Annotated in this window: 27 protein-coding genes and 1 pseudogene; 19 read left to right on the forward strand and 9 right to left on the reverse strand. The window is 53.4% G+C overall.

Annotated features, from left to right (window positions below; all coding sequences use genetic code 11):
* Positions 1-2: 2 nt before the first annotated feature.
* Entirely contained in the window at positions 3-392 is a 390-nt protein-coding gene (locus tag DUT67_RS05105) for a hypothetical protein (protein ID WP_113633064.1), read from the forward strand.
* A 42-nt stretch (positions 393-434) separates the two neighbouring features.
* Here DUT67_RS05105 and DUT67_RS05110 read toward each other — a convergent pair whose 3' ends face one another.
* The 3 genes from DUT67_RS05110 to DUT67_RS05120 all read right to left on the reverse strand — a co-directional run bounded on the left by DUT67_RS05110 (position 435) and on the right by DUT67_RS05120 (position 1575).
* Complete coding sequence (locus DUT67_RS05110) at positions 435-779, reverse strand: SymE family type I addiction module toxin (protein WP_113633063.1); 345 nt, start codon at positions 777-779, stop codon at positions 435-437.
* Positions 776-1105 (reverse strand): SymE family type I addiction module toxin, encoded by a 330-nt coding sequence (locus tag DUT67_RS05115; RefSeq protein ID WP_113633062.1) that lies wholly within the window; start codon positions 1103-1105, stop codon positions 776-778. The genes DUT67_RS05110 and DUT67_RS05115 overlap by 4 nt, the downstream gene beginning before the upstream one ends.
* Before the next feature lie 74 nt (positions 1106-1179).
* The gene (locus DUT67_RS05120) at positions 1180-1575 is read right to left on the reverse strand and encodes a helix-turn-helix domain-containing protein (RefSeq protein WP_113633061.1); all 396 of its coding nucleotides are present in this window, start codon (positions 1573-1575) and stop codon (positions 1180-1182) included.
* A 114-nt stretch (positions 1576-1689) separates the two neighbouring features.
* Between DUT67_RS05120 and DUT67_RS05125 the strand changes: the two genes are divergently transcribed.
* The 4 genes from DUT67_RS05125 (at position 1690) to DUT67_RS05140 (ending at position 7460) form a co-directional block, all read left to right on the forward strand.
* Positions 1690-4569 carry a CHC2 zinc finger domain-containing protein gene (locus DUT67_RS05125; protein WP_113633060.1) on the forward strand — a complete coding sequence of 960 codons (2880 nt, stop codon included), beginning with the start codon at positions 1690-1692 and terminating at the stop codon, positions 4567-4569.
* Between the two features lie 33 nt (positions 4570-4602).
* Complete coding sequence (xerC, locus tag DUT67_RS05130; RefSeq protein WP_113633059.1) at positions 4603-5646, forward strand: site-specific tyrosine recombinase XerC; 1044 nt, start codon at positions 4603-4605, stop codon at positions 5644-5646.
* 997 nt (positions 5647-6643) lie between these two features.
* Positions 6644-7060 (forward strand): HNH endonuclease, encoded by a 417-nt coding sequence (locus tag DUT67_RS05135; protein ID WP_368350113.1) that lies wholly within the window; start codon positions 6644-6646, stop codon positions 7058-7060.
* Between the two features lie 10 nt (positions 7061-7070).
* Positions 7071-7460, forward strand: coding sequence for a hypothetical protein (locus DUT67_RS05140; RefSeq protein WP_113633064.1), 390 nt, complete (start codon positions 7071-7073; stop codon positions 7458-7460).
* A gap of 42 nt (positions 7461-7502) precedes the next feature.
* On the opposite strand, the gene DUT67_RS05145 is transcribed toward DUT67_RS05140, so the two are convergent.
* From DUT67_RS05145 to DUT67_RS05155, 3 genes are all read right to left on the reverse strand, one after another.
* Complete coding sequence (locus DUT67_RS05145; RefSeq protein WP_113633063.1) at positions 7503-7847, reverse strand: SymE family type I addiction module toxin; 345 nt, start codon at positions 7845-7847, stop codon at positions 7503-7505.
* Positions 7844-8173 carry a SymE family type I addiction module toxin gene (locus DUT67_RS05150; RefSeq protein WP_113633062.1) on the reverse strand — a complete coding sequence of 110 codons (330 nt, stop codon included), beginning with the start codon at positions 8171-8173 and terminating at the stop codon, positions 7844-7846. The genes DUT67_RS05145 and DUT67_RS05150 overlap by 4 nt, the downstream gene beginning before the upstream one ends.
* A gap of 74 nt (positions 8174-8247) precedes the next feature.
* A complete protein-coding gene (locus DUT67_RS05155; protein ID WP_113633061.1) occupies positions 8248-8643 on the reverse strand; it encodes a helix-turn-helix domain-containing protein in 396 nt (131 codons plus the stop codon).
* A 114-nt stretch (positions 8644-8757) separates the two neighbouring features.
* Here DUT67_RS05155 and DUT67_RS05160 point away from each other — a divergent pair, with 114 nt between their 5' ends.
* From DUT67_RS05160 to DUT67_RS05175, 4 genes are all read left to right on the forward strand, one after another.
* Complete coding sequence (locus DUT67_RS05160) at positions 8758-11637, forward strand: CHC2 zinc finger domain-containing protein (RefSeq protein ID WP_113633060.1); 2880 nt, start codon at positions 8758-8760, stop codon at positions 11635-11637.
* A 33-nt stretch (positions 11638-11670) separates the two neighbouring features.
* Complete coding sequence (gene xerC / locus DUT67_RS05165) at positions 11671-12714, forward strand: site-specific tyrosine recombinase XerC (protein ID WP_113633059.1); 1044 nt, start codon at positions 11671-11673, stop codon at positions 12712-12714.
* Between the two features lie 1057 nt (positions 12715-13771).
* Complete coding sequence (locus tag DUT67_RS05170; protein WP_113633057.1) at positions 13772-14203, forward strand: hypothetical protein; 432 nt, start codon at positions 13772-13774, stop codon at positions 14201-14203.
* The gene (locus tag DUT67_RS05175) at positions 14203-14538 is read left to right on the forward strand and encodes a hypothetical protein (protein WP_113633056.1); all 336 of its coding nucleotides are present in this window, start codon (positions 14203-14205) and stop codon (positions 14536-14538) included. Before DUT67_RS05170 ends, DUT67_RS05175 begins: the two co-directional genes overlap by 1 nt.
* Before the next feature lie 82 nt (positions 14539-14620).
* On the opposite strand, the gene DUT67_RS05180 is transcribed toward DUT67_RS05175, so the two are convergent.
* Positions 14621-14776, reverse strand: a complete 156-nt coding sequence (locus DUT67_RS05180) for a SymE family type I addiction module toxin (RefSeq protein ID WP_113633055.1) — start codon at positions 14774-14776, stop codon at positions 14621-14623.
* Positions 14777-14813: 37 nt separating this feature from the next.
* Between DUT67_RS05180 and DUT67_RS05185 the strand changes: the two are divergent.
* Positions 14814-16613, forward strand: a pseudogene (locus DUT67_RS05185) (RHS repeat-associated core domain-containing protein); the annotation flags it as partial.
* 335 nt (positions 16614-16948) lie between these two features.
* A complete protein-coding gene (locus tag DUT67_RS05190) occupies positions 16949-17419 on the forward strand; it encodes a hypothetical protein (RefSeq protein ID WP_113625534.1) in 471 nt (156 codons plus the stop codon).
* Between the two features lie 95 nt (positions 17420-17514).
* Here the strand turns inward: DUT67_RS05190 and DUT67_RS05195 are convergent, their stop codons facing one another.
* The gene (locus DUT67_RS05195; RefSeq protein ID WP_113632979.1) at positions 17515-17670 is read right to left on the reverse strand and encodes a SymE family type I addiction module toxin; all 156 of its coding nucleotides are present in this window, start codon (positions 17668-17670) and stop codon (positions 17515-17517) included.
* A 19-nt stretch (positions 17671-17689) separates the two neighbouring features.
* Here DUT67_RS05195 and DUT67_RS05200 point away from each other — a divergent pair, with 19 nt between their 5' ends.
* The 6 genes from DUT67_RS05200 to DUT67_RS05225 all read left to right on the forward strand — a co-directional run bounded on the left by DUT67_RS05200 (position 17690) and on the right by DUT67_RS05225 (position 22049).
* Entirely contained in the window at positions 17690-17923 is a 234-nt protein-coding gene (locus tag DUT67_RS05200) for a hypothetical protein (protein ID WP_368350114.1), read from the forward strand.
* Between the two features lie 13 nt (positions 17924-17936).
* Positions 17937-18125: a hypothetical protein gene (locus DUT67_RS05205; RefSeq protein ID WP_368350134.1), complete on the forward strand. Its 189-nt coding sequence runs from the start codon at positions 17937-17939 to the stop codon at positions 18123-18125.
* Positions 18126-18192: 67 nt separating this feature from the next.
* Positions 18193-18393, forward strand: coding sequence for a hypothetical protein (locus DUT67_RS05210; protein WP_223254652.1), 201 nt, complete (start codon positions 18193-18195; stop codon positions 18391-18393).
* Positions 18394-18824: 431 nt separating this feature from the next.
* The gene (pvcA, locus tag DUT67_RS05215; protein WP_113632980.1) at positions 18825-19790 is read left to right on the forward strand and encodes an L-tyrosine isonitrile synthase; all 966 of its coding nucleotides are present in this window, start codon (positions 18825-18827) and stop codon (positions 19788-19790) included.
* A 67-nt stretch (positions 19791-19857) separates the two neighbouring features.
* Positions 19858-20712 (forward strand): TauD/TfdA family dioxygenase, encoded by an 855-nt coding sequence (locus DUT67_RS05220; protein WP_189339551.1) that lies wholly within the window; start codon positions 19858-19860, stop codon positions 20710-20712.
* Between the two features lie 11 nt (positions 20713-20723).
* Positions 20724-22049 (forward strand): glycosyltransferase, encoded by a 1326-nt coding sequence (locus tag DUT67_RS05225; protein ID WP_113632981.1) that lies wholly within the window; start codon positions 20724-20726, stop codon positions 22047-22049.
* A gap of 88 nt (positions 22050-22137) precedes the next feature.
* On the opposite strand, the gene grxB is transcribed toward DUT67_RS05225, so the two are convergent.
* Positions 22138-22773: a glutaredoxin 2 gene (gene grxB / locus DUT67_RS05230; protein ID WP_113632982.1), complete on the reverse strand. Its 636-nt coding sequence runs from the start codon at positions 22771-22773 to the stop codon at positions 22138-22140.
* A gap of 215 nt (positions 22774-22988) precedes the next feature.
* On the opposite strand from grxB, the gene DUT67_RS05235 reads away from it, so the two are divergent.
* Both DUT67_RS05235 and DUT67_RS05240 read left to right on the forward strand, forming a co-directional pair.
* Positions 22989-23870, forward strand: coding sequence for a LysR family transcriptional regulator (locus tag DUT67_RS05235; RefSeq protein WP_113632983.1), 882 nt, complete (start codon positions 22989-22991; stop codon positions 23868-23870).
* Positions 23871-23991: 121 nt separating this feature from the next.
* Positions 23992-25188, forward strand: coding sequence for an MFS transporter (locus DUT67_RS05240; protein WP_189339552.1), 1197 nt, complete (start codon positions 23992-23994; stop codon positions 25186-25188).
* Positions 25189-25204 lie beyond the last annotated feature (16 nt).

Genomic DNA, 25204 nt, shown 5'->3' on the forward strand with positions numbered 1-25204 from the left:
AAATGGACAGTGAGAGCTTTGATTTTTATGAAGATGATGAAGGTGTTGCAGTTGATCTTATCTTTGACGTTTTTAATGAGTCTGAGATCCAAGTAATTTATCTAGAATCAGAATCTAGTGATGAAAAGATGGTTGGCGATATTGATTTTATATTTAAAAATCAGGATGAATTTTTTAAATTATCAGTGAGTGCAATATCTTCATATGTTCATAGTGTTTATAAATCTAAAGATGTATCCTTCAAGTTGGTGAAGATTTATATTTTCCCTGATGTTGAAGATGAATTTGGTTTTGTATTTAGATGGGGCGGGGATACAGAACACGGCATTGGTATTAAATTCTCAGGTTTATTGGTTAAAAAAATAGGAAGTTCAGAAATAGCATTTTTATAAAATAATAGCCGGAAGCGATCTCATGATCCTTCCGGCTTTTTATTACGCCAGCATACTTCCCTGTTCTGCCCGAATGGTTATTTTACCGAGCCGCACCTCAATGCTTAACGACTGGCCGAGTAACCCGCTCTGCGTCAGCCAGTCCCCTGCCAGCGTCAGTTCCCCGTTGTCCCCCACCCAGTCCGCGCCCTCCGTCTCGCTGCCGTCCAGTTCGTTTAGCAGCGCCGCGATATCCGTATCCTCATCCAGTCGCGTCAGTATTAACCCGTTGCGGTACAGACCAATACGAAACAACGTCTTGGCGGAAAATCCCGCCTGTTGCAGTTCATGGCCTGTCAGCGTGAGTTCCGGCAGGTCACCGCGCTGGAAAGCATAATGAATACTCATCGTGCGCCCTCCATGTTCAGCCCGCCGGGAAAATGGTTGAGCCAGTGGGTGACGGCATACTCATCAAACGGCGCAATGCTCAGGGCGTGCAGGTTGCCCCACAGTTCATGGATATCCTGCGTGGTGATGACAATGCAGCCGGGCATAATGCGTAGCTTGAGCGGTTGCCCGGTGGTAAATCCGGCGTCTTTTAGCCACTGCCCGGCAATGTTAATCGCGGGGGTATCATGGTTGCCCTTGATGGGGCGATATCCAACGCGGGTAAAGCGCTCGGCCTGAGAGATTTTAAAAACGGTGGTATCTGGCGTAGAATGCACGTCAGCCATGGTAACTACTCCTGTTAGTTGCTTGTGGTGAGCGGCTGTTACAGGTTGCCTCCTGTAGCAGTCGCGTTATCGTTTTACTGCTCTTCTGTTTTACCAATCACATTATCCAGAATCTCCGACACCAGTTTTTGCTTTGCCCTGGGTAATCGGCTGATAACGTCTATCTGCTGCTCAAGGCGCGAGACTGGCCCGCGCTTGCTGCCCTGTCGGGTTGCAGGCAATCCGAGCAGTTCATCCAGTGACAGGCTGAGTATCTGCGCGAGTTGAGGTAATAACGCCGCAGAAACCTTGAGTCTCCCGCCTTCATAGTGCGCCATTGTCTGCTGCGCGATGCCAAGTTGTTCAGCCAGTTGCTGCTGAGTCAGTTGCTGGGCTTTACGCGCCAGTGCAATCCTCGTTCCGAGTTCCTTAAAGAATGTCTCGTCTTTAGTGTTCATGGCTTGTAGCTGTTGTCTGGTTAACGTTGCCATGAGAGTACCTCGTGTTTTTGATAACTCAGTTGACAATACTCTATAATGGAGTACTCTGCAACGGAGTTATTTATACTCTTTTACTATTGACAGGTTTTTAGAGGAAATCCGTTTATGGCACGCATCCCCGAATCTGAGTTGCAGCATCTCAAAGCCGCCGTGTCACTGGTTGAGGTGGTGCGTGGTCAAGGTCGCAAGGTGGTGAAGCGTGGCAAGGACTGGGTGGCGCTGTGTCCGTTCCATCAGGAGAAAACCCCGTCTATGGTTATCTCGCCGGACAAGAATCTCTATCACTGCTTCGGCTGTGACGCGGGCGGCTCGGTCATTGACTGGGTAATAAAGACGGAGGGCTTAAGCCTGCCGCATGCGGTCGATAAACTGCGGCGTGAGTTGGGGAGTGTGCCCGCCGCTGAGCCGTTGCCCCCTGTGGCGGATATCGCGAATGAACAAGAGCAGCAGGCGTTACTGCATCGTGTTACCGAGTTCTATCATCACACCTTACTCAATGCGCCGGACGCCATCGCCTATCTGGAAAAACGCCGCCTCAATCATCCTGAGTTAGTGGCGCAGTTCCGCTTGGGGTTCGCCAACCGGACGCTGGGCTATCGTCTGCCATCAAAGAAGCTGAAAGACGGTGCGGCCATCCGGGCGCAGTTGCAGGCCATCGGGGTGATGCGTGACAGCGGCCATGAACATCTGGCGGGTTCACTGGTTGTTCCTGTTATCGATAGTCACGGTCAGGTGCGGGAGCTGTACGGGCGCAAACTGTGCGACAAGTTGCGTGCCGGGACGCCAAAACACCTGTACCTGCCGGGGCCACACGGCGGGGTGTGGAACGAACAGGCACTGGTTGCGAGTAAGTCGGTCATCTTATGCGAATCGCTTATCGATGCGATGTCGTTCTGGGTGGCGGGGTATCGTAATGTGACGGCGGCGTATGGGGTAAATGGCTTTACCGATGAGATGCGACAAGCCTTTATCCGCCACGGGGTAAAACAGGTGCTTATCGCGTTCGATAACGATGAGGCAGGCAATACGGCGGCGGTAACACTGGCTGAGTCCTTAGCCGCTGAGGGCATCACCCCGTTCCGCGTGGTGTTCCCGTCTGGCATGGATGCGAACGGCTACTTATGCAGTGTGGCCGAACCAGAAGCAGCGTTCGGGTTACTGGTTGACGGCGCGTTGCCAATGGGGGAAGCGGTCAGCGTTGAACCTGAATCCGTGCCACAGCCTGAAAAACCGTCTCAACCTGCCGCCTCTTTAGCTGCCGGGGTTGTGGTTGACGCCCTGCCAAACGGTGAGCTTGAGATAGCGCTGTCCGGCCAGCAGTGGCGCATCCGGGGCATGGCATCGGTGAAAGCGGGCAGCGGCGCGATGAAGGTGAACGCGCAGGTACTGGATACGGAAAGCGGCGTGGTGTTCGCGGACAGCGTGGACATGATGAGTGCGCGTTCGCGTGCAGGGTATGCGCGGCTGGCCGCGAGTGAGTTAGGGTTAGCGGAAAGTGACCTTAAACGCACTCTGGGACGGGTGCTGCTGGCACTGGAAAGTCATCTGAGCCAGCCGGAAACCGCCAGTGACACCGCACCAGAACTGGACGATGCCGCGAAAGCCGACGCGCTGGCGTTGCTGCAAGACCCGAACCTTATCGGCAGGCTGACGGATGATCTTGCCGCCTGTGGCGTGGTGGGGGAATCGACCAACTTAGTGGCGGGGTATCTGGCGGCAGTATCGCGCAAGCTGGACAGACCGTTAGCGGTGTTAATCCAGAGCAGTTCGGCGGCGGGAAAATCCTCGCTGATGGATGCGGTACTGAACCTCATCCCACCGGAAGAGCGGCTGCAATACTCGGCCATGACGGGACAGAGCCTGTTCTATCTGGGCGAAACGAACTTACAGCACAAGATACTGGCGATAGCGGAAGAAGAAGGCGTCAGGCAAGCCGCCTATGCGCTGAAGCTGTTGCAGAGTGACGGAGAACTGACGATAGCATCAACGGGCAAGGATGATGCGACGGGAAACCTTGTTACCAAACAGTACACGGTGAAAGGCCCGGTGATGTTGATGTTAACAACGACAGCCATCGATGTGGATGAAGAGCTGTTAAACCGTTGTCTGGTTCTCAGCGTGAACGAATCCCGCGAACAGACGGAAGCGATACACGCCTTGCAGCGCCACAAGCAAACGCTGGAAGGGTTGCTGATGGAGAACGAGAAAGGGTATCTGACGGAGTTGCACCAGAACGCCCAGCGGTTACTGAAACCGTTAAAAGTGGTGAACCCGTTCGCCTCACAACTGACGTTCCTGAGCGATAAAACCCGCACCCGCCGTGACCATATGAAGTACCTGACGTTAATCCAGTCTGTCGCGCTGCTGCATCAGTACCAGCGGGAAGTGAAGACGGTAGAGCACCGTGGCACGGTCATCAAATACATCGAGGTGGAACGGTCGGATATCGTGCTGGCCAATCGGTTAGCCCACGAAATCCTTGGCCGGACGCTGGACGAGATGCCGCCGCAGACGCGCAAGCTGTTGCTGCTGATACAGGGGATGGTGAACCAGTTAGCGCATGCGCAGAACAAAAAACCGGGTGAGGTGCGCTTTACCCGGCGGGATATCCGCAACGCGACACAGTGGAGTGACAGTCAGCTTAAGCTGCACTGCCTGCGACTGGCTGAAATGGAATACCTGCTGGTTCATGGCGGGAGCCGGGGACACTTGTTGCAGTACGAACTGCTGTGGGATGGCACAGTGCCGGAAGGGGCGCACCTGTGCGGGTTAATCGAGCCGGAAGTCAGTGAAAAAGACGGGTACGACTTGCGCACGTCTGGGTCTGGTAATGGCAAGTCGGGGTCAAGTCTGCCCCAAGTCGGGGCCAAGTCTGGGTCAGCAAAACCGCGCCAAGCCGCAGCCGATAAGGGTTCATCTGTCGCAAGTCGGGTTTACGGTAAAAGCACGGTTCCGGCAAAGCCAGCTAAGCGCATCACATCGTAGTTCCCTTCTTCTCACTTCGCAGGACGCGCCGCCATGACCCGACCCAAACCACCCAGCCCGGAAGCCCTTTACCTTAGCGGCCTGTCACAGACGCTGCGCCAGTACACCACGGCTTACCTTGCTCACCTGAGCGCGACGAATCACAGCCCGCGCACGGTGGAAGGGTACGGTGAACGGTTGCGGCCGTTCGTGACGTGGTGCGAAGAACGTGGACTCACGCAGGCAGCACAGGTAAGTCTGGCAGTGCTGGAAGCGTATCAGCGGCATCTGCACGGCTACCGCAAAGCCGACGGCAAACCGCTGGCACAAGGCGGGCAACTTAACCGCCTGACGGCTATCCGGATGTTGTTCCGCTGGCTGCTGCACCGCCATCATATCCTGTACAATCCGGCGGAGCAGATGACGCTGCCGAAAGCGGAGAAACGACTTCCGGCGCAGATACTGAGCGAGGAAGAAACAGAAGCGGTGATGGACGCACAGGACACCGAGACGTTAACCGGACTGCGTAACCGCGCCGTGTTGGAAATGCTGTGGAGCACGGGGCTAAGACGTTCAGAGCTGGCCGGGCTGATGCTGGCCGATGTGGACGTGGGGCGCGGGGTTCTGGTGGTGCGGCAGGGCAAGGGGAACAAAGACCGAGTGGTGCCAGTGGGGCTGCGGGCGCTGGTCTGGGTACAACGCTATCTGGATGCGGTGCGGCCACGGCTGACGACGAAGCACGACAGCGGCTATCTGTTCGTGACGATATGGGGCAAACGGCTGGCCCGGTCAACGCTGACGATACTGGCGGGAAGCGCTATCCGCGAACAGGCGCACCTGAAAAAGGCGGGGGCGTGTCATGTGTTCCGACACTCGATGGCAACGCAGATGTTAGAGAACGGCGCAGACACACGACACATACAAGCTATCTTAGGTCATGAAAAGCTGGAAACCACGCAGGTCTACACGCGGGTTGCTATCGGGCATCTGAAACAGGTACATGAGAAAACCCATCCGGCAGAGCAGAAACCGAAAACGCGACGCAGGAAGAAACGCAAACCGGACACCACGCCGCAGCCGGACAGCCCGAAAAAGTAGCTCACTCCCTTCAAGGCCGCAGGACGGTGCAGGGCAAACGCTGCGCCCTCCGTGGCGCACCGCTTGCCTTATGCGGCCAAGGCGCTCCGGCGGTAAATGTCGCTCGGCCAGCGCCAGCCAATGGCGTTCTCTGTATGTAACGTTGCTGGCCGAACGTCATTCAACATAATGTGGCATTACGCGCAAGTTGCTGAACGCAACCCGCGCGTAATGCCACATTATGTCGGCGCCGGGCAGCTAATGGGCGCGTTGCGGCTACTTCGGCCACGGTGTGCGGCTGGCCGCCGGGGTTCGGTTCTTGGGTAAGGTGTGGCGCACAGCTCGCAGGCTCGCTCTGCTGCGAATATCGCGCCCGTTCTTCGGCTCCCACAGTGTGGCCGCCCTCCCTGGCGGCGCAGGCTGCGGCGTCAATCCTCAGCAAACGTCAACAGAAAAGGGGTTGTCGGCCTTCGGCCTCCGCTTAACGGCTTCATGCCCGCCCGGCTGCGTCTGGCTGCGCGGGGTCGCAGTCGCAAGCTCCTCGCTCCTTCCCCGCTCGCCAGCTTCCGCTACCCGCCCCGGAGTGGCGTTGTCATGCAAACCTGCGGTTCCCTCCTGCACGGTGCACCAGAGCGTCGCAGGGCGACGCTTGCGGACTCTTTGCCGCCCGCCCCCGCAGAACCCGCCCGGCTTCCCCAAGCGAGTTGCGGAAGCCGGGCGGGTTGAGGTGGTAAACCCCCAAAAGGCGAAACGACTAATGGCAGCGGCTGGCGCCGCTGCTATGATGTGGCTTATGCAGACAGGGAAGTCACAGCGTGGCGGTAGCGTGTCTGGGGCTAAAAGTGCGCGTCGGGGTGTTGGGGTTGCGGTGATGTTAAACAGGCCGAAAACGCTGTCTGAAAAGGCCGTTGCATCAATAGGTTAAGTGCGCTAAAAAGTACGACCGTGTCAGGATCGTCCCTATGACCCGATAGGGCTAAGAGGTGGCATCCATCCTCAAGCGTATGTACACAATCCGTTGGAGTGGATCGATCCTTTAGGATTATCCAAATATCCCGGCGTTGATTTCTCTGGTACAGATGCTCTCTATCAAGGTGGAGAAAATACCGTCAAAATTAAAATGACTGGCGGGAGGTATGGCGACTTCAAAGCTGCAAATGATCTTGCTGGATATAATGGTCCTTCTGGAAAAGCTACGGGTAAAGCTCATCCTGCTGGGTATACTTGGCATCATCTTGATGATTATGATCCAGTCACTAACGAATCAACAATGCAATTGGTAAAAACTGAAGCGCATGAAAAAACATTCCCTCATTCTGGATCTGTAAGTCAATTTGAAAAGCATCATGGCGTGGAATATGAATCACCAGAAGCTAAACGTATTGCTAAAGAAATGAATAAGCCTAAACCACCTAAGGTTTGCAAACAGAAATAGAGAGGTTTAAATGGACAGTGAGAGCTTTGATTTTTATGAAGATGATGAAGGTGTTGCAGTTGATCTTATCTTTGACGTTTTTAATGAGTCTGAGATCCAAGTAATTTATCTAGAATCAGAATCTAGTGATGAAAAGATGGTTGGCGATATTGATTTTATATTTAAAAATCAGGATGAATTTTTTAAATTATCAGTGAGTGCAATATCTTCATATGTTCATAGTGTTTATAAATCTAAAGATGTATCCTTCAAGTTGGTGAAGATTTATATTTTCCCTGATGTTGAAGATGAATTTGGTTTTGTATTTAGATGGGGCGGGGATACAGAACACGGCATTGGTATTAAATTCTCAGGTTTATTGGTTAAAAAAATAGGAAGTTCAGAAATAGCATTTTTATAAAATAATAGCCGGAAGCGATCTCATGATCCTTCCGGCTTTTTATTACGCCAGCATACTTCCCTGTTCTGCCCGAATGGTTATTTTACCGAGCCGCACCTCAATGCTTAACGACTGGCCGAGTAACCCGCTCTGCGTCAGCCAGTCCCCTGCCAGCGTCAGTTCCCCGTTGTCCCCCACCCAGTCCGCGCCCTCCGTCTCGCTGCCGTCCAGTTCGTTTAGCAGCGCCGCGATATCCGTATCCTCATCCAGTCGCGTCAGTATTAACCCGTTGCGGTACAGACCAATACGAAACAACGTCTTGGCGGAAAATCCCGCCTGTTGCAGTTCATGGCCTGTCAGCGTGAGTTCCGGCAGGTCACCGCGCTGGAAAGCATAATGAATACTCATCGTGCGCCCTCCATGTTCAGCCCGCCGGGAAAATGGTTGAGCCAGTGGGTGACGGCATACTCATCAAACGGCGCAATGCTCAGGGCGTGCAGGTTGCCCCACAGTTCATGGATATCCTGCGTGGTGATGACAATGCAGCCGGGCATAATGCGTAGCTTGAGCGGTTGCCCGGTGGTAAATCCGGCGTCTTTTAGCCACTGCCCGGCAATGTTAATCGCGGGGGTATCATGGTTGCCCTTGATGGGGCGATATCCAACGCGGGTAAAGCGCTCGGCCTGAGAGATTTTAAAAACGGTGGTATCTGGCGTAGAATGCACGTCAGCCATGGTAACTACTCCTGTTAGTTGCTTGTGGTGAGCGGCTGTTACAGGTTGCCTCCTGTAGCAGTCGCGTTATCGTTTTACTGCTCTTCTGTTTTACCAATCACATTATCCAGAATCTCCGACACCAGTTTTTGCTTTGCCCTGGGTAATCGGCTGATAACGTCTATCTGCTGCTCAAGGCGCGAGACTGGCCCGCGCTTGCTGCCCTGTCGGGTTGCAGGCAATCCGAGCAGTTCATCCAGTGACAGGCTGAGTATCTGCGCGAGTTGAGGTAATAACGCCGCAGAAACCTTGAGTCTCCCGCCTTCATAGTGCGCCATTGTCTGCTGCGCGATGCCAAGTTGTTCAGCCAGTTGCTGCTGAGTCAGTTGCTGGGCTTTACGCGCCAGTGCAATCCTCGTTCCGAGTTCCTTAAAGAATGTCTCGTCTTTAGTGTTCATGGCTTGTAGCTGTTGTCTGGTTAACGTTGCCATGAGAGTACCTCGTGTTTTTGATAACTCAGTTGACAATACTCTATAATGGAGTACTCTGCAACGGAGTTATTTATACTCTTTTACTATTGACAGGTTTTTAGAGGAAATCCGTTTATGGCACGCATCCCCGAATCTGAGTTGCAGCATCTCAAAGCCGCCGTGTCACTGGTTGAGGTGGTGCGTGGTCAAGGTCGCAAGGTGGTGAAGCGTGGCAAGGACTGGGTGGCGCTGTGTCCGTTCCATCAGGAGAAAACCCCGTCTATGGTTATCTCGCCGGACAAGAATCTCTATCACTGCTTCGGCTGTGACGCGGGCGGCTCGGTCATTGACTGGGTAATAAAGACGGAGGGCTTAAGCCTGCCGCATGCGGTCGATAAACTGCGGCGTGAGTTGGGGAGTGTGCCCGCCGCTGAGCCGTTGCCCCCTGTGGCGGATATCGCGAATGAACAAGAGCAGCAGGCGTTACTGCATCGTGTTACCGAGTTCTATCATCACACCTTACTCAATGCGCCGGACGCCATCGCCTATCTGGAAAAACGCCGCCTCAATCATCCTGAGTTAGTGGCGCAGTTCCGCTTGGGGTTCGCCAACCGGACGCTGGGCTATCGTCTGCCATCAAAGAAGCTGAAAGACGGTGCGGCCATCCGGGCGCAGTTGCAGGCCATCGGGGTGATGCGTGACAGCGGCCATGAACATCTGGCGGGTTCACTGGTTGTTCCTGTTATCGATAGTCACGGTCAGGTGCGGGAGCTGTACGGGCGCAAACTGTGCGACAAGTTGCGTGCCGGGACGCCAAAACACCTGTACCTGCCGGGGCCACACGGCGGGGTGTGGAACGAACAGGCACTGGTTGCGAGTAAGTCGGTCATCTTATGCGAATCGCTTATCGATGCGATGTCGTTCTGGGTGGCGGGGTATCGTAATGTGACGGCGGCGTATGGGGTAAATGGCTTTACCGATGAGATGCGACAAGCCTTTATCCGCCACGGGGTAAAACAGGTGCTTATCGCGTTCGATAACGATGAGGCAGGCAATACGGCGGCGGTAACACTGGCTGAGTCCTTAGCCGCTGAGGGCATCACCCCGTTCCGCGTGGTGTTCCCGTCTGGCATGGATGCGAACGGCTACTTATGCAGTGTGGCCGAACCAGAAGCAGCGTTCGGGTTACTGGTTGACGGCGCGTTGCCAATGGGGGAAGCGGTCAGCGTTGAACCTGAATCCGTGCCACAGCCTGAAAAACCGTCTCAACCTGCCGCCTCTTTAGCTGCCGGGGTTGTGGTTGACGCCCTGCCAAACGGTGAGCTTGAGATAGCGCTGTCCGGCCAGCAGTGGCGCATCCGGGGCATGGCATCGGTGAAAGCGGGCAGCGGCGCGATGAAGGTGAACGCGCAGGTACTGGATACGGAAAGCGGCGTGGTGTTCGCGGACAGCGTGGACATGATGAGTGCGCGTTCGCGTGCAGGGTATGCGCGGCTGGCCGCGAGTGAGTTAGGGTTAGCGGAAAGTGACCTTAAACGCACTCTGGGACGGGTGCTGCTGGCACTGGAAAGTCATCTGAGCCAGCCGGAAACCGCCAGTGACACCGCACCAGAACTGGACGATGCCGCGAAAGCCGACGCGCTGGCGTTGCTGCAAGACCCGAACCTTATCGGCAGGCTGACGGATGATCTTGCCGCCTGTGGCGTGGTGGGGGAATCGACCAACTTAGTGGCGGGGTATCTGGCGGCAGTATCGCGCAAGCTGGACAGACCGTTAGCGGTGTTAATCCAGAGCAGTTCGGCGGCGGGAAAATCCTCGCTGATGGATGCGGTACTGAACCTCATCCCACCGGAAGAGCGGCTGCAATACTCGGCCATGACGGGACAGAGCCTGTTCTATCTGGGCGAAACGAACTTACAGCACAAGATACTGGCGATAGCGGAAGAAGAAGGCGTCAGGCAAGCCGCCTATGCGCTGAAGCTGTTGCAGAGTGACGGAGAACTGACGATAGCATCAACGGGCAAGGATGATGCGACGGGAAACCTTGTTACCAAACAGTACACGGTGAAAGGCCCGGTGATGTTGATGTTAACAACGACAGCCATCGATGTGGATGAAGAGCTGTTAAACCGTTGTCTGGTTCTCAGCGTGAACGAATCCCGCGAACAGACGGAAGCGATACACGCCTTGCAGCGCCACAAGCAAACGCTGGAAGGGTTGCTGATGGAGAACGAGAAAGGGTATCTGACGGAGTTGCACCAGAACGCCCAGCGGTTACTGAAACCGTTAAAAGTGGTGAACCCGTTCGCCTCACAACTGACGTTCCTGAGCGATAAAACCCGCACCCGCCGTGACCATATGAAGTACCTGACGTTAATCCAGTCTGTCGCGCTGCTGCATCAGTACCAGCGGGAAGTGAAGACGGTAGAGCACCGTGGCACGGTCATCAAATACATCGAGGTGGAACGGTCGGATATCGTGCTGGCCAATCGGTTAGCCCACGAAATCCTTGGCCGGACGCTGGACGAGATGCCGCCGCAGACGCGCAAGCTGTTGCTGCTGATACAGGGGATGGTGAACCAGTTAGCGCATGCGCAGAACAAAAAACCGGGTGAGGTGCGCTTTACCCGGCGGGATATCCGCAACGCGACACAGTGGAGTGACAGTCAGCTTAAGCTGCACTGCCTGCGACTGGCTGAAATGGAATACCTGCTGGTTCATGGCGGGAGCCGGGGACACTTGTTGCAGTACGAACTGCTGTGGGATGGCACAGTGCCGGAAGGGGCGCACCTGTGCGGGTTAATCGAGCCGGAAGTCAGTGAAAAAGACGGGTACGACTTGCGCACGTCTGGGTCTGGTAATGGCAAGTCGGGGTCAAGTCTGCCCCAAGTCGGGGCCAAGTCTGGGTCAGCAAAACCGCGCCAAGCCGCAGCCGATAAGGGTTCATCTGTCGCAAGTCGGGTTTACGGTAAAAGCACGGTTCCGGCAAAGCCAGCTAAGCGCATCACATCGTAGTTCCCTTCTTCTCACTTCGCAGGACGCGCCGCCATGACCCGACCCAAACCACCCAGCCCGGAAGCCCTTTACCTTAGCGGCCTGTCACAGACGCTGCGCCAGTACACCACGGCTTACCTTGCTCACCTGAGCGCGACGAATCACAGCCCGCGCACGGTGGAAGGGTACGGTGAACGGTTGCGGCCGTTCGTGACGTGGTGCGAAGAACGTGGACTCACGCAGGCAGCACAGGTAAGTCTGGCAGTGCTGGAAGCGTATCAGCGGCATCTGCACGGCTACCGCAAAGCCGACGGCAAACCGCTGGCACAAGGCGGGCAACTTAACCGCCTGACGGCTATCCGGATGTTGTTCCGCTGGCTGCTGCACCGCCATCATATCCTGTACAATCCGGCGGAGCAGATGACGCTGCCGAAAGCGGAGAAACGACTTCCGGCGCAGATACTGAGCGAGGAAGAAACAGAAGCGGTGATGGACGCACAGGACACCGAGACGTTAACCGGACTGCGTAACCGCGCCGTGTTGGAAATGCTGTGGAGCACGGGGCTAAGACGTTCAGAGCTGGCCGGGCTGATGCTGGCCGATGTGGACGTGGGGCGCGGGGTTCTGGTGGTGCGGCAGGGCAAGGGGAACAAAGACCGAGTGGTGCCAGTGGGGCTGCGGGCGCTGGTCTGGGTACAACGCTATCTGGATGCGGTGCGGCCACGGCTGACGACGAAGCACGACAGCGGCTATCTGTTCGTGACGATATGGGGCAAACGGCTGGCCCGGTCAACGCTGACGATACTGGCGGGAAGCGCTATCCGCGAACAGGCGCACCTGAAAAAGGCGGGGGCGTGTCATGTGTTCCGACACTCGATGGCAACGCAGATGTTAGAGAACGGCGCAGACACACGACACATACAAGCTATCTTAGGTCATGAAAAGCTGGAAACCACGCAGGTCTACACGCGGGTTGCTATCGGGCATCTGAAACAGGTACATGAGAAAACCCATCCGGCAGAGCAGAAACCGAAAACGCGACGCAGGAAGAAACGCAAACCGGACACCACGCCGCAGCCGGACAGCCCGAAAAAGTAGCTCACTCCCTTCAAGGCCGCAGGACGGTGCAGGGCAAACGCTGCGCCCTCCGTGGCGCACCGCTTGCCTTATGCGGCCAAGGCGCTCCGGCGGTAAATGTCGCTCGGCCAGCGCCAGCCAATGGCGTTCTCTGTATGTAACGTTGCTGGCCGAACGTCATTCAACATAATGTGGCATTACGCGCAAGTTGCTGAACGCAACCCGCGCGTAATGCCACATTATGTCGGCGCCGGGCAGCTAATGGGCGCGTTGCGGCTACTTCGGCCACGGTGTGCGGCTGGCCGCCGGGGTTCGGTTCTTGGGTAAGGTGTGGCGCACAGCTCGCAGGCTCGCTCTGCTGCGAATATCGCGCCCGTTCTTCGGCTCCCACAGTGTGGCCGCCCTCCCTGGCGGCGCAGGCTGCGGCGTCAATCCTCAGCAAACGTCAACAGAAAAGGGGTTGTCGGCCTTCGGCCTCCGCTTAACGGCTTCATGCCCGCCCGGCTGCGTCTGGCTGCGCGGGGTCGCAGTCGCAAGCTCCTCGCTCCTTCCCCGCTCGCCAGCTTCCGCTACCCGCCCCGGAGTGGCGTTGTCATGCAAACCTGCGGTTCCCTCCTGCACGGTGCACCAGAGCGTCGCAGGGCGACGCTTGCGGACTCTTTGCCGCCCGCCCCCGCAGAACCCGCCCGGCTTCCCCAAGCGAGTTGCGGAAGCCGGGCGGGTTGAGGTGGTAAACCCCCAAAAGGCGAAACGACTAATGGCAGCGGCTGGCGCCGCTGCTATGATGTGGCTTATGCAGACAGGGAAGTCACAGCGTGGCGGTAGCGTGTCTGGGGCTAAAAGTGCGCGTCGGGGTGTTGGGGTTGCGGTGATGTTAAACAGGCCGAAAACGCTGTCTGAAAAGGCCGTTGCATCAATAGGTTAAGTGCGCTAAAAAGTACGACCGTGTCAGGATCGTCCCTATGACCCGATAGGGTTACTTGGTGGTATCCGGCCTCAGGCTTATGTACATAATCCTCTCACTTGGGTAGATCCGCTAGGATTAGCTGAATCTGGATGTAAGACTGATCCGAAGAAAATGTCGAGGGCAGAAAGGCAGGCAAGGATTGATGAGCTTGCTGAAGCCAATGCTCATCGTCGATTACAAGAAATAGAAAATGCAACGCCTAATGGACATTTCCTGGAAAGGCACGGGGCTCAAACATCTTTAGATTCACAGCTTGGGCGAGCAACCGATGGTACTAATCCGACCACGGGAGTTCAACAACGTATACCGCCAGCGGCCACTCGCTTTAATAGCCACAGAGATCAATTAAATGCGATTCAGAGAGCTCAGACGATCTATAGGCAGTCAGGAGGTTCCGTGCTCAAGGCAGAAGTAGACCATGGAAAAATTATTGGTGAAGGATATAAAAAAGGTAGCCTGGCATATGGGACTTCAACTACCTCAAAAGTGATATTAAATCCTAACGGGCAACCAATAACTGCTTTTCCTCAATGGGGGAGATAATGAGTAATATTAATTTAAAATATGCAGCTCTAGTCGGTTTACTGTCATCCCTTGATGACAATGTTGTTACTGATGAAGATTATGAATTAATAAAAAATAGTAATGTTAATGATGATATTCAACAAGAGAATATAATAGAATTAATTCTTGTTCCATGGTTTCAATCCTATTCCTTTGAGGCTAAAGGTAAGGTGATTCAATCCTTGGATCTAGCGATTAATAATAGTGAGCTTGATGATGTATTTAATCAGGTGGATTTTGTTTTTGATTGTGAAGTTCTGGATAAAAAAAGCTTCTTGGTTAAGATAAAGAGTGCTATTGATAAATATATCTAGTTATTAAGTTGTTTTATTTAAATTAAGCCGGAAGCGATCATATGATCCTTCCGGCTTTTAATTTTTAGTCTTTGGTCAGCCGCTATAAATTAATCTGCGTCTCAATAATAATCCTGCCGCGTTCTACCGTCACGGTGACCGGCATGCCGGTAATAAAGCCCGACTCTTTCAGCCAGAGGCCTTTGAGGCTGATGGCCGAAGGCGGGTTGGATTTACCATTATGCGGGGCGTATCCCACGGTGTAGTCACGCTCTGTTTTGGTAGCTTATTATCAAGAAGACGGCAGCGAGACTCGGTTTGGTTATGATGTGGAAGGTAACCTGACGGCAGTGACGGATGCGCTGGGTCAGCGCTACCAGTTCCGCTATGGGGCATTCGATAATCTGTTGGGGGCGACCGACCCGTTGGGCGCAACCGTTCGCTACCACTACAATGCGGAAGCGGAGTTCGCCGGGGTGACGAACAGTCAGGGACGGGACTGGACGTACGGCTTTGACCACAGCGGACGGCTGAGTGAGGAGCGGCATTACGACGGCCGGATATATCGCTATCACTACGATGTAGCAGACCGTCTGGTGCAGCGAATGGCACCGGATGGTAGTGCTCTTCATTATGAACATGATGCGTCAGGGCGGATAACGCGTATCACGGCGCGGAGAGCGGACGGGGAAACGGACGGCATCACCGAGCTGGCATATGATGTTGCCGGTAGGCTGACCAAAGCCGTCAGCCCGGATGCGGTGGTGGAATACGCCTATAACCGGGCGGGTCAGGTGACGTCGGAGACGGTCAACGGCGAGGCGGTGCAGAGCGGTTACGACGCGGGCGGTCAGCGTGCCATTGTCGACGGCATTCTGGCGCCACTGCAGCTGGCATGGCAGTCGGGGCGGCTGTCGTCGCTGGGTATCGGTTCACACCAGCCGTTGCAGTTCAGCCATACCGCAGCGGGTGAAGAGCAGCGACGCAGTAACGGCAGCGGGTTTGCATTACGTCACGAGTGGAGCCCGACGGGGCTGCTGCAGCGTCAGGCGCTGGAAGGGGCGGACGGGCGGGTGAATGACGTGCTGGAGCGTCGTTATCAGTACGATGCACTGGACCGTTTGACGGGTATCACCGACAGCCACTGGGGTGAGCAGGCCTTCCGGCTGAACGGGGCGGGTCAGGTGACGGCGGAGCGCCGTGATGAGGGACGTCGGCGTCAGGCACGGCTATTTGGCTACGACAGCGAACAGAACCTGTGCGAGGTGTCGCAGATAGCGCCGGGTCTGGGTGAGACGCTGAAGGTGCAGGATGCGGTGGTGCAGTCGTCGGCACGGTACGATGCGGCAGGCCGGGTAATCGAGCGGGGCCATACGCAGTACCGGTATGATGACTGCGGGCGTCTGGCGATGAAACGTGAAACGCGTCCGGGGTTCAGGCCGAAGGAAACGTACTTCGACTGGGACGTACAGGACCGGCTGGTACGGGTGAGTCTGCCGGACGGCGCACGGTGGCGCTACCGTTACGATGCGTTTGGTCGCAGAGTCAACAAGGTGCGCGAGGGGCAGGTGCCGTCGGCGCAGGCGGTAGCGCGGGTGGCGTACCGGTGGGATGGTGACCAGCTGATTGGTCAGCAGCAGTACCGGGCAGACGGCTCCGCGGCGCGGGAAGTGCAGTGGGTATACGAGCCGGGAAGCTTCCGACCACTGGCACAGGTGGAAGCGCAGGGCGACAGCACACAACTGCACTACATCGTCACTGACCTGACAGGGACCGCGAGAGAGCTGTGCAGCGAGGAAGGGGAAATCCGCTGGCGCGGCGAACAGGGTTTGTGGGGTGCGCATCGTGAAGAGCGGCGACCCATCCCGCTGCGGCGCTACCTGGGGGATGCGGCAAACGAGGAGGTGTACTGTGAGCTGCGCTATCAGGGACAGCTGTACGATGCGGAAACGGGGCTTTACTACAACCGGCATCGTTACTATGATGCGGAGAGCGGACAGTATCTGTCACCGGACCCGATAGGGCTGGGTGGGGGGATAAGGCCGCAGGGTTATGTGCATAATCCGTTGGAATGGGTTGATCCGCTGGGGTTGACTGAGGCTGGGTGTTTTGAAACTGAACATACCGTAGTCTCTTCAGGAAAAGCTCCTAAAACATCAACCCCTAATTCTATTTATGAGGTTTCCCGAGCTGATGGCTCAAGGAGTATTACTTACTACGATGATAAGGGAAGAACATTTTCTCGCGAAGATTATGGGCAGCAGCGTACACATGACCTTTTAGGATATGATGCGAATGGTAAGGTTCCACCTCATGAACATAGAATTACTTATAATGATAGAGGATATGTGGATAAAAAACATTATCGTGAACTTGATAAAAACGGTAAGGCTGTAGGCCCATGGATTCTAGATAAATAATAGGAGGTGGTATGTCAAACGATGTGTTTGGGTATATATATCCATCTCCTATTGGGGATGATTACAAAAAACTAACTAATTATATATCTAATCTTGATATAGGAGTATTTAGAATTAGCAAGGAGGAGCTTTATAACATTCCTCTTGAAATGATTCCTGAAGGCGATATCTTTGCGTTTTTGATTGGAGATAGGCCTGATTATCGTAATGCTACATATCTAATTGACTATTGTGAATATGATCCTGACTCATCAACTATTGGTTTCCCTAGTAATCCGAAAGATAGGTTAAACATACTGTTAGATGTACTAAGCGATATTTTATCAATAGTTAACCCTGAGAAGATGCTCGTGGCTATTACTGATAGTAGTCAGATAGAAATAATCAAGACGATAAAACCATCGGAAATACATGAAGTTATTGGTGGTGATTTTGAAATATATCAAGAGCCACCGGATACTCTTTATGAAATAATATGCTGATAAATATATTCATATGTTATTTGATATATTAAATAAAAGCCGGAAGCGATCGCCACGATCCTTCCGGCTATTTTATTTTATAGTCTGGTCAGTCGCTATAAATTAATCTGCGTCTCAATAATAATCCTGCCGCGCTCCACCGTGACGGTTACCGGCATCCCGGTGATAAAGCCACACTCTTCGAGCCAGCGGCCTTTAAGGTTGATGGCAGACGGCGGGTTGGGCTTGCCGTTGTGCGACGCGTATCCCACGGTGTAGTCACGCTCTGTTTTGGTAGCTTATTATCAAGAAGACGGCAGCGAGACTCGGTTTGGTTATGATGTGGAAGGTAACCTGACGGCAGTGACGGATGCGCTGGGTCAGCGCTACCAGTTCCGCTATGGGGCATTCGATAATCTGTTGGGGGCGACCGACCCGTTGGGCGCAACCGTTCGCTACCACTACAATGCGGAAGCGGAGTTCGCCGGGGTGACGAACAGTCAGGGACTGGACGTACGGCTTTGACCACAGCGGACGGCTGAGTGAGGAGAGGCATTACGACGGCCGGGTATACCGCTATCACTACGATGTGGCAGACCGTCTGGTGCAGCGCACGGCACCGGATGGCAGCGCTCTTCATTATGAACATAATGCAGCAGGTCGGATAACGCGTATCACGGCGCGGAGCGCGGATGGGGAAACGGACGGCATCACCGAACTGGAATAATTATAATGAGAAGAGATGACGTAGTCACGAAGATGAAAAACCTTGGTTTTTACAGTCTGACGATTTTATGGTGAAAAGCGTAGAGAGTGAGAGCGATAAATTAGATCTCATTAGGGATTTGGTTAAAGTAGATGCTTTGTTCCTATTTGGTTACGGTTGGTGTCCGTCAGAGGTTATGGCGAATTATAAAGAAAAAGGACTCTATGCAGGAAAGTATAAAATTATTTCATGGTCAGATTCAAGGCATTATAAAGTTGAAGAAAAATAATTAACGCAATCTGTTATTCATCACTGCTTGTTAACTAATCAAGTGTCAGCGTATTACGATAAATACTCCCTTCTTTCTACCCGAATCTCTTTCCTGTCAAGCAACGCTTCAATCGCCAGCGATTGGGTGATTAGCTTGTTTTGTGTAGTCCAATGTCCATTATAATTATCCCCCCTTATTCATAGCATTGCCGTTGTTGCTAATAGTGCCTGCCGCATAATTCCCCTCCTCATTTTTGATACATAAAACGTTCTCTATTTTCCTATATTAAATTTATGATCTAAATTAATTATTAGCATTGTAAATAAAAATACTGAATATGTTATTCAGTATTTTCTTTGTACACATGAAGGATTTTTATTCTATTGTTTCTGCGCCATAGCTATGTGGTTAATTCCATTTTTAAATTAATGTAAATCAATGAGGTTATTTTGGATATAATTAATAATGAATTAGTTTCATCACTAATATTAAGTGAGTTAATTCAATACCGGCGTCGATTCACCCACTCGACGAAATCAGTGAGTGAAGAAGAGTCTCAGGTAACTCAGGTTCAATTACCCAGAATTCGTGCTTTTGTTGACGAAGGTCGTCGGGTTGAACTTATTCTACCAGCGTTTCCCGTTAAATCTCCCAGCCCTTATAAGGTGCTGGGGAGAATGCCAGACATGGCAGAGCGGTTGTCCCTGATATTTCTGAATTCGTTATGTCAGCGTATTCAGCTTTATTATCCACCCGGCGCACATATCCGTATTTGCTCGGATGGACATGTATTTGGCGATCTGATTGGGACCAGCGACGAAACCATTAACACCTATCAGGATGAGATCGAAAACTTATTGCATGAACTGGGCGCGGTTCATCTCAGCGTCTTTAATCTTAAGGATGTAGAGAATATGGCGGCACTCACCGCTGACTATGACCATCTTCGCCAACGGCTGGTTGAGGATTACGCCGAATCGGCAGAGGAGATCAAGGAGCAGCTTATGCAGAGCGAAGAAGGTTTACAGCTTTATCGTTCAATAACTCGCTTCCTCTATGAAGATAGCCTGCGGCCTGACTATACCGGCTCTAATGCAGCCTTACAGAAGGATGCTAAAAAACGCGCATGTGGCGTTATTCAACGTAGCTGGGCGTGGGGCAATCTGCTTGCTGAAAATTTCCCAGACGCTATCCGTTTGTCTATTCACCCTCAACCTGCGGACAGCCTGAAACTGGGTATTCATATGATGCCCACCAAAGATGACTGGTTAACGCCTTGGCATGGTGTCGCTGCCAATGTTAATGGGCAGTTTGTGCTTATGAAGAATACAGATGCGCAGCAGTTGGCCGGTGAAGTTGTGGAAATCCGTGGTACGCCTAGCCACTACTTAGTTAAACAGTCGGACGTGGCATAAGCGTGCTCTTTTCTCACCTTATGATCTGCTGAAAACATCGATATTGTCATCTTATAAAGGAATATACATGATGGAAAATAGAGTGAATTGCAGCATCGAGCTGCTTTCTCCTTTTGGCGCGCTATTGACCCCTGTTGAAGCGGGGCAGAGCATCGCCACACTGCCGATCGACTCACTGCGTGAACTTGCTCGCGAGTATCACCTTCTGGTGCTACGTGGGTTTTCTTCTGGTTTTTCCGATCCCGAAACGTTGACTGAGTATGCCGGTCACTGGGGGGAAATCATGATGTGGCCTTTCGGGGCAGTGCTGGATGTAAAAGAGCATGCGGACACCAAGGATCACATCTTCGATAACAGCTATGTGCCGCTACACTGGGATGGAATGTACAAGCCAACGATCCCCGAATTTCAACTGTTCCATTGCGTTTCTGCGCCGGGGCAGGATCAAGGTGGACGCACCACCTTCGTTGATACCACACGCTTGCTGGCTGAGGCCGATGCGCCGTTAGTCGAGGAGTGGCGTCGTGTTTCAATCACTTATCGCATTAAGGCCGTTGTGCATTACGGTGGTGAAGTGACTTCACCATTGGTCATTCCTCATCCTAACGGCGTTGGTGAGATCATGCGTTATAACGAACCGCCGACCGAAGGGGAGCGTTTCCTTAACCAGCATGCGCTGGAATATCATCATGTTATGCCGGAAGCGCAAAACACATTTAGCCAGACGTTACGGCAGTATCTGTACGATCCCCGTTATTATTATGCGCACCAATGGATACAGGGCGATGTTGTGATAGCCGACAACTTCTCGCTATTGCATGGACGCGAAGCGTTTACGGCTCATTCGGCTCGTCACCTGCAACGTGTGCACATTCAGGGCACCCCGATTTGCGTGAATACCTGTATTGATAACGCAGCATAAGGGAAAGCATCATGGCACATATTCTCATGGCGGCGATGGCAACGCCGGGGCACGTTTATCCGTTGCTGAGCATCGCTCGCTATTTGGTTGCGCAGGGGAACGATGTCACGCTGTTTAGCGGTGCGTTATTCCGTGAGCAGGCGGAGGCCGCTGGGGTAGGGTTTATTCCTTTTAGCGATGATATTGATTTTGACTACAGGCACCTTGAGCAGCATTTCCCTCTGCGAGCCACGCTGCCACCAGGTAACGCGCAGATGGCTCTGGCGCTGAAAAATTTCTTTGCTGCGCCGATTCCATTGCTGGATCGCCAATTGCGTGAAGCGCTGACAAAAACCAATGCCGACCTGCTCATGGTTGAAAACTGTTTTTATGGTGCCTTGCCGTTGTTGCTCTCTAAGAGGCGGCCTCCTGTCATCGTGATAGGCGTTACACCGTTGTCCTACTCAACAACAGATTCTGTTTTCTATGGGCCCCGCATACCCCCTAAATTGCTGCTGCCCGATCTAAGCCATGAGCAGCTTGTCGATGAGGAAACTCGGGGATTCATGAACGAGGTTCAGCACGCATTTAATCACGCGATGGTGCAGGCGGGAGGAAAGCCGCTTGAGCGGCCTTTTATGGATGCGTTGATTGGCCATTGCGATCGTTTCTTACAGCTATCCACTACTGAGCTTGAGTATCAGCGTGACGATTTACCACAAAGTGTGCGATTTGTTGGACCATTATCTCACCATGTTGCAACTGAGTGTGTTCCTGAGTGGTGGGCGCCGGACGACAGTCGGCCGCTTATTATCGTTTCACAAGGCACACTGGCGAATGTCGATCTCCAACAACTCATTGGGCCAACGTTACGCGCACTAGCTGACTTACCCGTCAGGGTGCTGGCGACCACGGGAGGACGTTCAGTCGATTCCCTGCAAGCATCCTTGCCTGAAAATGCCAGGGTGGTGAGTTTCCTCTCTTATGACGATTGGCTGCCGACGGCGTCGATATTAATAACCAATGGTGGATATGGTTCGATTAATGCTGCGCTGAAAGATGGCGTTCCACTCATTGTGGCTGGGGTAGGGGAAGATAAACAGGAGGGCGCTGCGCGCGTGGTGTTTGCCAGATGTGGGATTAACCTGCAAACCAGTACGCCAAGTGAACAGCAGATTAAGCAATCCGTTATTGAGATATTGGAGGATCCCGGCTATTTACAGCGAGCAAGATGGATTCAGGCAGATTATGCCAGCCATGATGCGTTTGCTCTGATTAATGCTGAAGTTAATACGCTATGTCAGGCAAAGGAGGGCGGTATCACATCAGCGAGTCATACCTCTCTGCTCCATGTCTAGCCATTATTTTACATAGCCATGTGCTGAAATCAGCCACGCGTTATGGGGTGAAATGGTGCCCCATAACGCTATGGCGATCATGTTATTTCTATAGCGCTTTGTCGGTCAACAATGCGACCTTGCTAGCTGTTGATACGCGCTCGAGGTAGGCGTGGACGTTAGGGCCAAACTGCACGCCTTTCACGATCGTGAGCGACAGTAAAATAGGGAACAGAATAAAATCGGTGGTGGAAATAGCGTTGATGTTTGCCAAACGCGGCTCCAGCGCTTCGAGTTTCTGCTCTACTTCCGCAATCAATTCCGGCGTTTTCGCTATCAGTGCATCCAGATCGCCAAAGGCTTTTTCTTCACGCTGAATGTAGGCATGACGTGCTTCTGGCGTGGAAAGTTCTTTGAAATCGGCTTTCGTGAAGCGGGGAATCGCAAGGTTAAACACCGCGCTGGAAACGGACTTACACCAGGCTTCAATCTCAGCATCAACCGGTTTGTCGGCGATTAACGGGGCTTGCTTGCTGTCAACATAGTGGACGATATCCATGCTTTCCGGCATGAAGCTGCCATCTTCTTTCTGCAGGATAGGCACGACTTTGCGGCCTACCATGCGCGTTGGTGTGTCGGCGTCGCCTTCCATAATGACGGATTGCTCAACAGGCAGATTTTTCAGACCAAAAATCATTCTGGCTCTGACACAGAATGGGCAGTGTTCGTAAATGAAAAGTTTCATACATCGCCTCGTAAGATTTTGAAAAAGGCGGCAAAAGTTTGCCAGCCCTGTCATGACAAGTTATGCCATCAGAGTAATACTTGATGCAGTCAGCGGTAAAGCGAATGTGGTCACCTCTGCTGAGTGCAAGAAAAGGAGAGGCACGATGTGAATCCGCATGACTCATGCTGGATTGCGGTATGATGCGATGTAACTCCTTTTGCGGAAGAGAAAAAATGGATCGCCTGAGCGCGTTGGAAGCATTTATCTGCGTTTTTGAAACGGGGTCGTTTTCCGCCGCGTCCCGCAGACTCGGTATTGGGCAGCCTGCGGTTTCCAAAGCGATTATGCAGCTTGAAAACCAACTGGCAACGCCACTGCTGATCCGCTCTACCCGAGGCCTGACGCCAACAGAAGCCGGGCAGAATTTTTATGAGCAAATCTCCCCCGCATTAAAAATGCTGGGGGATGCTCAAGATCATGTCGTGAGTGGGAGCGCTGCGCTGTCCGGCCGGCTACGCATCGGTGCACCCGTTACTTTCGCCAGACAACTCATAATACCGCGGCTCCATGAATTCATGGCAGAGCATCCACAGCTAAACGTTGATGTCATTCTTGACGATCGTCCGATCGACCTGATTGCTGAAGGGATTGATGTGGCACTGCGTTTGGGCGAGATGAAGGATTCAAGCCTGATCGCCCACCGGCTGGCGTCGTGTTCCATGCGTCTGTTGGCAACCCCTGACTATTTCGCGCGTTATGGTATTCCCGCTTCTCCTGACGCACTGACTGCCTATCCTGCTGTCATCTATTTGCAGGGAGAGAGAACCGATCGCTGGACCTTTTCTCAGGATGGAACACAGACTACGGTATTCCCCAATGGGCGTATTCGTGTGTCTGCGGCGGAAGGTGTGCGTGCCGCGGTGCTGTCCGGTGTAGGGTTGATTGTGGCGTCTGAATGGATGTTTGCACCAGAGCTTGAGAGCGGGCAGGTCGTTACGGCACTGGATTCATGGTCGTTGGGTAAGATGGATTTGTGGGCTGTCTATCCCGGAGGCCGCATGACATCAGCTCGCGCCAGAATTTTTACCCGCTTCGTTCAGCGTCTTTTTTCTTAATTTATTCCTATTCGGAATAGGTGATATCCATTTTACCTCTCTACTGGGAATGATTACCGCCTCTTATGCTGCACTCATCGCTTGCCGACTTCCGGCAGGAAACACACAGACAGGTATGACGATGAGTACATTATCCAGCGAAGCCGATGTCAGAACACCGCATGCTCCCGGCAAGGTATTGATTTTCTCAATGGCGGCAGCCAGTGGTATTTCTGTTGCCAATATCTATTACAACCAACCGATGTTGGGCGTGATTAGCGAAAGCTTTACGTCGAGCGGTGCGACCTCACTCATCCCAACGGTAACGCAACTGGGCTATGCCTTGGGGCTGCTATTGCTGGTTCCACTCGGTGATAAGTTTGATCGCCGTCGGCTGATTGTGTGGCAATTCTTGATGCTGGCGTTGGCTTCTGCGTTTGCTGCACTGTCGACATCAGCTTTCACCTTATTAAGTGCTTCGCTGCTCATCGGTTTTGGGGCTACCGCCGCACAGCAGATTGTTCCGGCTGCCGCAGCACTTGCTGATGCGAAACAGCGCGGCGCGATTGTCGGGACGGTGATGAGCGGGTTGCTGAGCGGCATCCTGCTTAGCCGTACGGTTGCGGGTCTTGTGGCGGAAAGCGCAGGCTGGCGTGCGATGTTTTGGTTGAGCGTACCGCTGGCACTGGCGGGCGCGTGGGCGATGGGAAGAATGTTACCGGCCTCACCTTCGAATCAAGTCGTTCGTTACCGTGATCTGATGCGTTCGCTAGTGACGCTGTGGCGGAATGAACGCGCATTGCGCAAAGCCACGCTGATTCAGGCGCTGCTGTTTGCATCGTTCAGCGCGTTCTGGAGCGTGCTTGCGCTGTATCTGGAAAGCGGACGTTTTCAAATGGGGGCCGCTGCCGCGGGCCTGTTTGGTGTGATTGGTGTGGCGGGTATTTTTGCTGCTCCGCTAGCGGGAAGATTGGCCGATAGAATCGGTAGCCGTCCTGTTGTGATCGTTGGAGTACTCCTGACGCTGCTGTCATGGGGGATATTCATCGGTTTCGATTCTGTTATTGGCCTGATTATCGGCGTTGTCCTGCTCGATCTTGGTGTTCAAAGTGCGTTAATTGCCAATCAGCATGTGATCTATGGGCTTGGTGATGCTGCCAGAGGACGAATCAATACTGTGTTCATGGGCGGTATGTTTTTGGGTGGCGCGGGAGGATCCTCAGTTGCGATGGCTGCATGGCATCAGGGAGGGTGGTTGATGGTTGGGGGGCTTGCCAGCGCGTTAGCAATTTTGGCCCTGCTGGCTGTGCTTATGGGCACAAAAAAAGCGGAATTATGATCGGAAAAGCAGGCTG

Origin of the sequence: Pectobacterium peruviense, assembly GCF_003312355.2 — a bacterium.
Classification (GTDB): Bacteria; Pseudomonadota; Gammaproteobacteria; order Enterobacterales; family Enterobacteriaceae; genus Pectobacterium; species Pectobacterium peruviense.

What these genes read in the sequence shown, in the direction of transcription:
- DUT67_RS05105 (WP_113633064.1), top strand. Translation starts at nt 3, where the DNA reads ATGGACAGTGAGAGCTTTGATTTTTATGAAGATGATGAAGGTGTTGCA.
- DUT67_RS05110 (WP_113633063.1), bottom strand. Translation starts at nt 779, where the DNA reads ATGAGTATTCATTATGCTTTCCAGCGCGGTGACCTGCCGGAACTCACG.
- DUT67_RS05115 (WP_113633062.1), bottom strand. Translation starts at nt 1,105, where the DNA reads ATGGCTGACGTGCATTCTACGCCAGATACCACCGTTTTTAAAATCTCT.
- DUT67_RS05120 (WP_113633061.1), bottom strand. Translation starts at nt 1,575, where the DNA reads ATGGCAACGTTAACCAGACAACAGCTACAAGCCATGAACACTAAAGAC.
- DUT67_RS05125 (WP_113633060.1), top strand. Translation starts at nt 1,690, where the DNA reads ATGGCACGCATCCCCGAATCTGAGTTGCAGCATCTCAAAGCCGCCGTG.
- xerC (WP_113633059.1), top strand. Translation starts at nt 4,603, where the DNA reads ATGACCCGACCCAAACCACCCAGCCCGGAAGCCCTTTACCTTAGCGGC.
- DUT67_RS05140 (WP_113633064.1), top strand. Translation starts at nt 7,071, where the DNA reads ATGGACAGTGAGAGCTTTGATTTTTATGAAGATGATGAAGGTGTTGCA.
- DUT67_RS05145 (WP_113633063.1), bottom strand. Translation starts at nt 7,847, where the DNA reads ATGAGTATTCATTATGCTTTCCAGCGCGGTGACCTGCCGGAACTCACG.
- DUT67_RS05150 (WP_113633062.1), bottom strand. Translation starts at nt 8,173, where the DNA reads ATGGCTGACGTGCATTCTACGCCAGATACCACCGTTTTTAAAATCTCT.
- DUT67_RS05155 (WP_113633061.1), bottom strand. Translation starts at nt 8,643, where the DNA reads ATGGCAACGTTAACCAGACAACAGCTACAAGCCATGAACACTAAAGAC.
- DUT67_RS05160 (WP_113633060.1), top strand. Translation starts at nt 8,758, where the DNA reads ATGGCACGCATCCCCGAATCTGAGTTGCAGCATCTCAAAGCCGCCGTG.
- xerC (WP_113633059.1), top strand. Translation starts at nt 11,671, where the DNA reads ATGACCCGACCCAAACCACCCAGCCCGGAAGCCCTTTACCTTAGCGGC.
- DUT67_RS05170 (WP_113633057.1), top strand. Translation starts at nt 13,772, where the DNA reads ATGTCGAGGGCAGAAAGGCAGGCAAGGATTGATGAGCTTGCTGAAGCC.
- DUT67_RS05175 (WP_113633056.1), top strand. Translation starts at nt 14,203, where the DNA reads ATGAGTAATATTAATTTAAAATATGCAGCTCTAGTCGGTTTACTGTCA.
- DUT67_RS05190 (WP_113625534.1), top strand. Translation starts at nt 16,949, where the DNA reads ATGTCAAACGATGTGTTTGGGTATATATATCCATCTCCTATTGGGGAT.
- DUT67_RS05210 (WP_223254652.1), top strand. Translation starts at nt 18,193, where the DNA reads ATGGTGAAAAGCGTAGAGAGTGAGAGCGATAAATTAGATCTCATTAGG.
- DUT67_RS05220 (WP_189339551.1), top strand. Translation starts at nt 19,858, where the DNA reads ATGATGGAAAATAGAGTGAATTGCAGCATCGAGCTGCTTTCTCCTTTT.
- DUT67_RS05225 (WP_113632981.1), top strand. Translation starts at nt 20,724, where the DNA reads ATGGCACATATTCTCATGGCGGCGATGGCAACGCCGGGGCACGTTTAT.
- grxB (WP_113632982.1), bottom strand. Translation starts at nt 22,773, where the DNA reads ATGAAACTTTTCATTTACGAACACTGCCCATTCTGTGTCAGAGCCAGA.
- DUT67_RS05235 (WP_113632983.1), top strand. Translation starts at nt 22,989, where the DNA reads ATGGATCGCCTGAGCGCGTTGGAAGCATTTATCTGCGTTTTTGAAACG.
- DUT67_RS05240 (WP_189339552.1), top strand. Translation starts at nt 23,992, where the DNA reads ATGAGTACATTATCCAGCGAAGCCGATGTCAGAACACCGCATGCTCCC.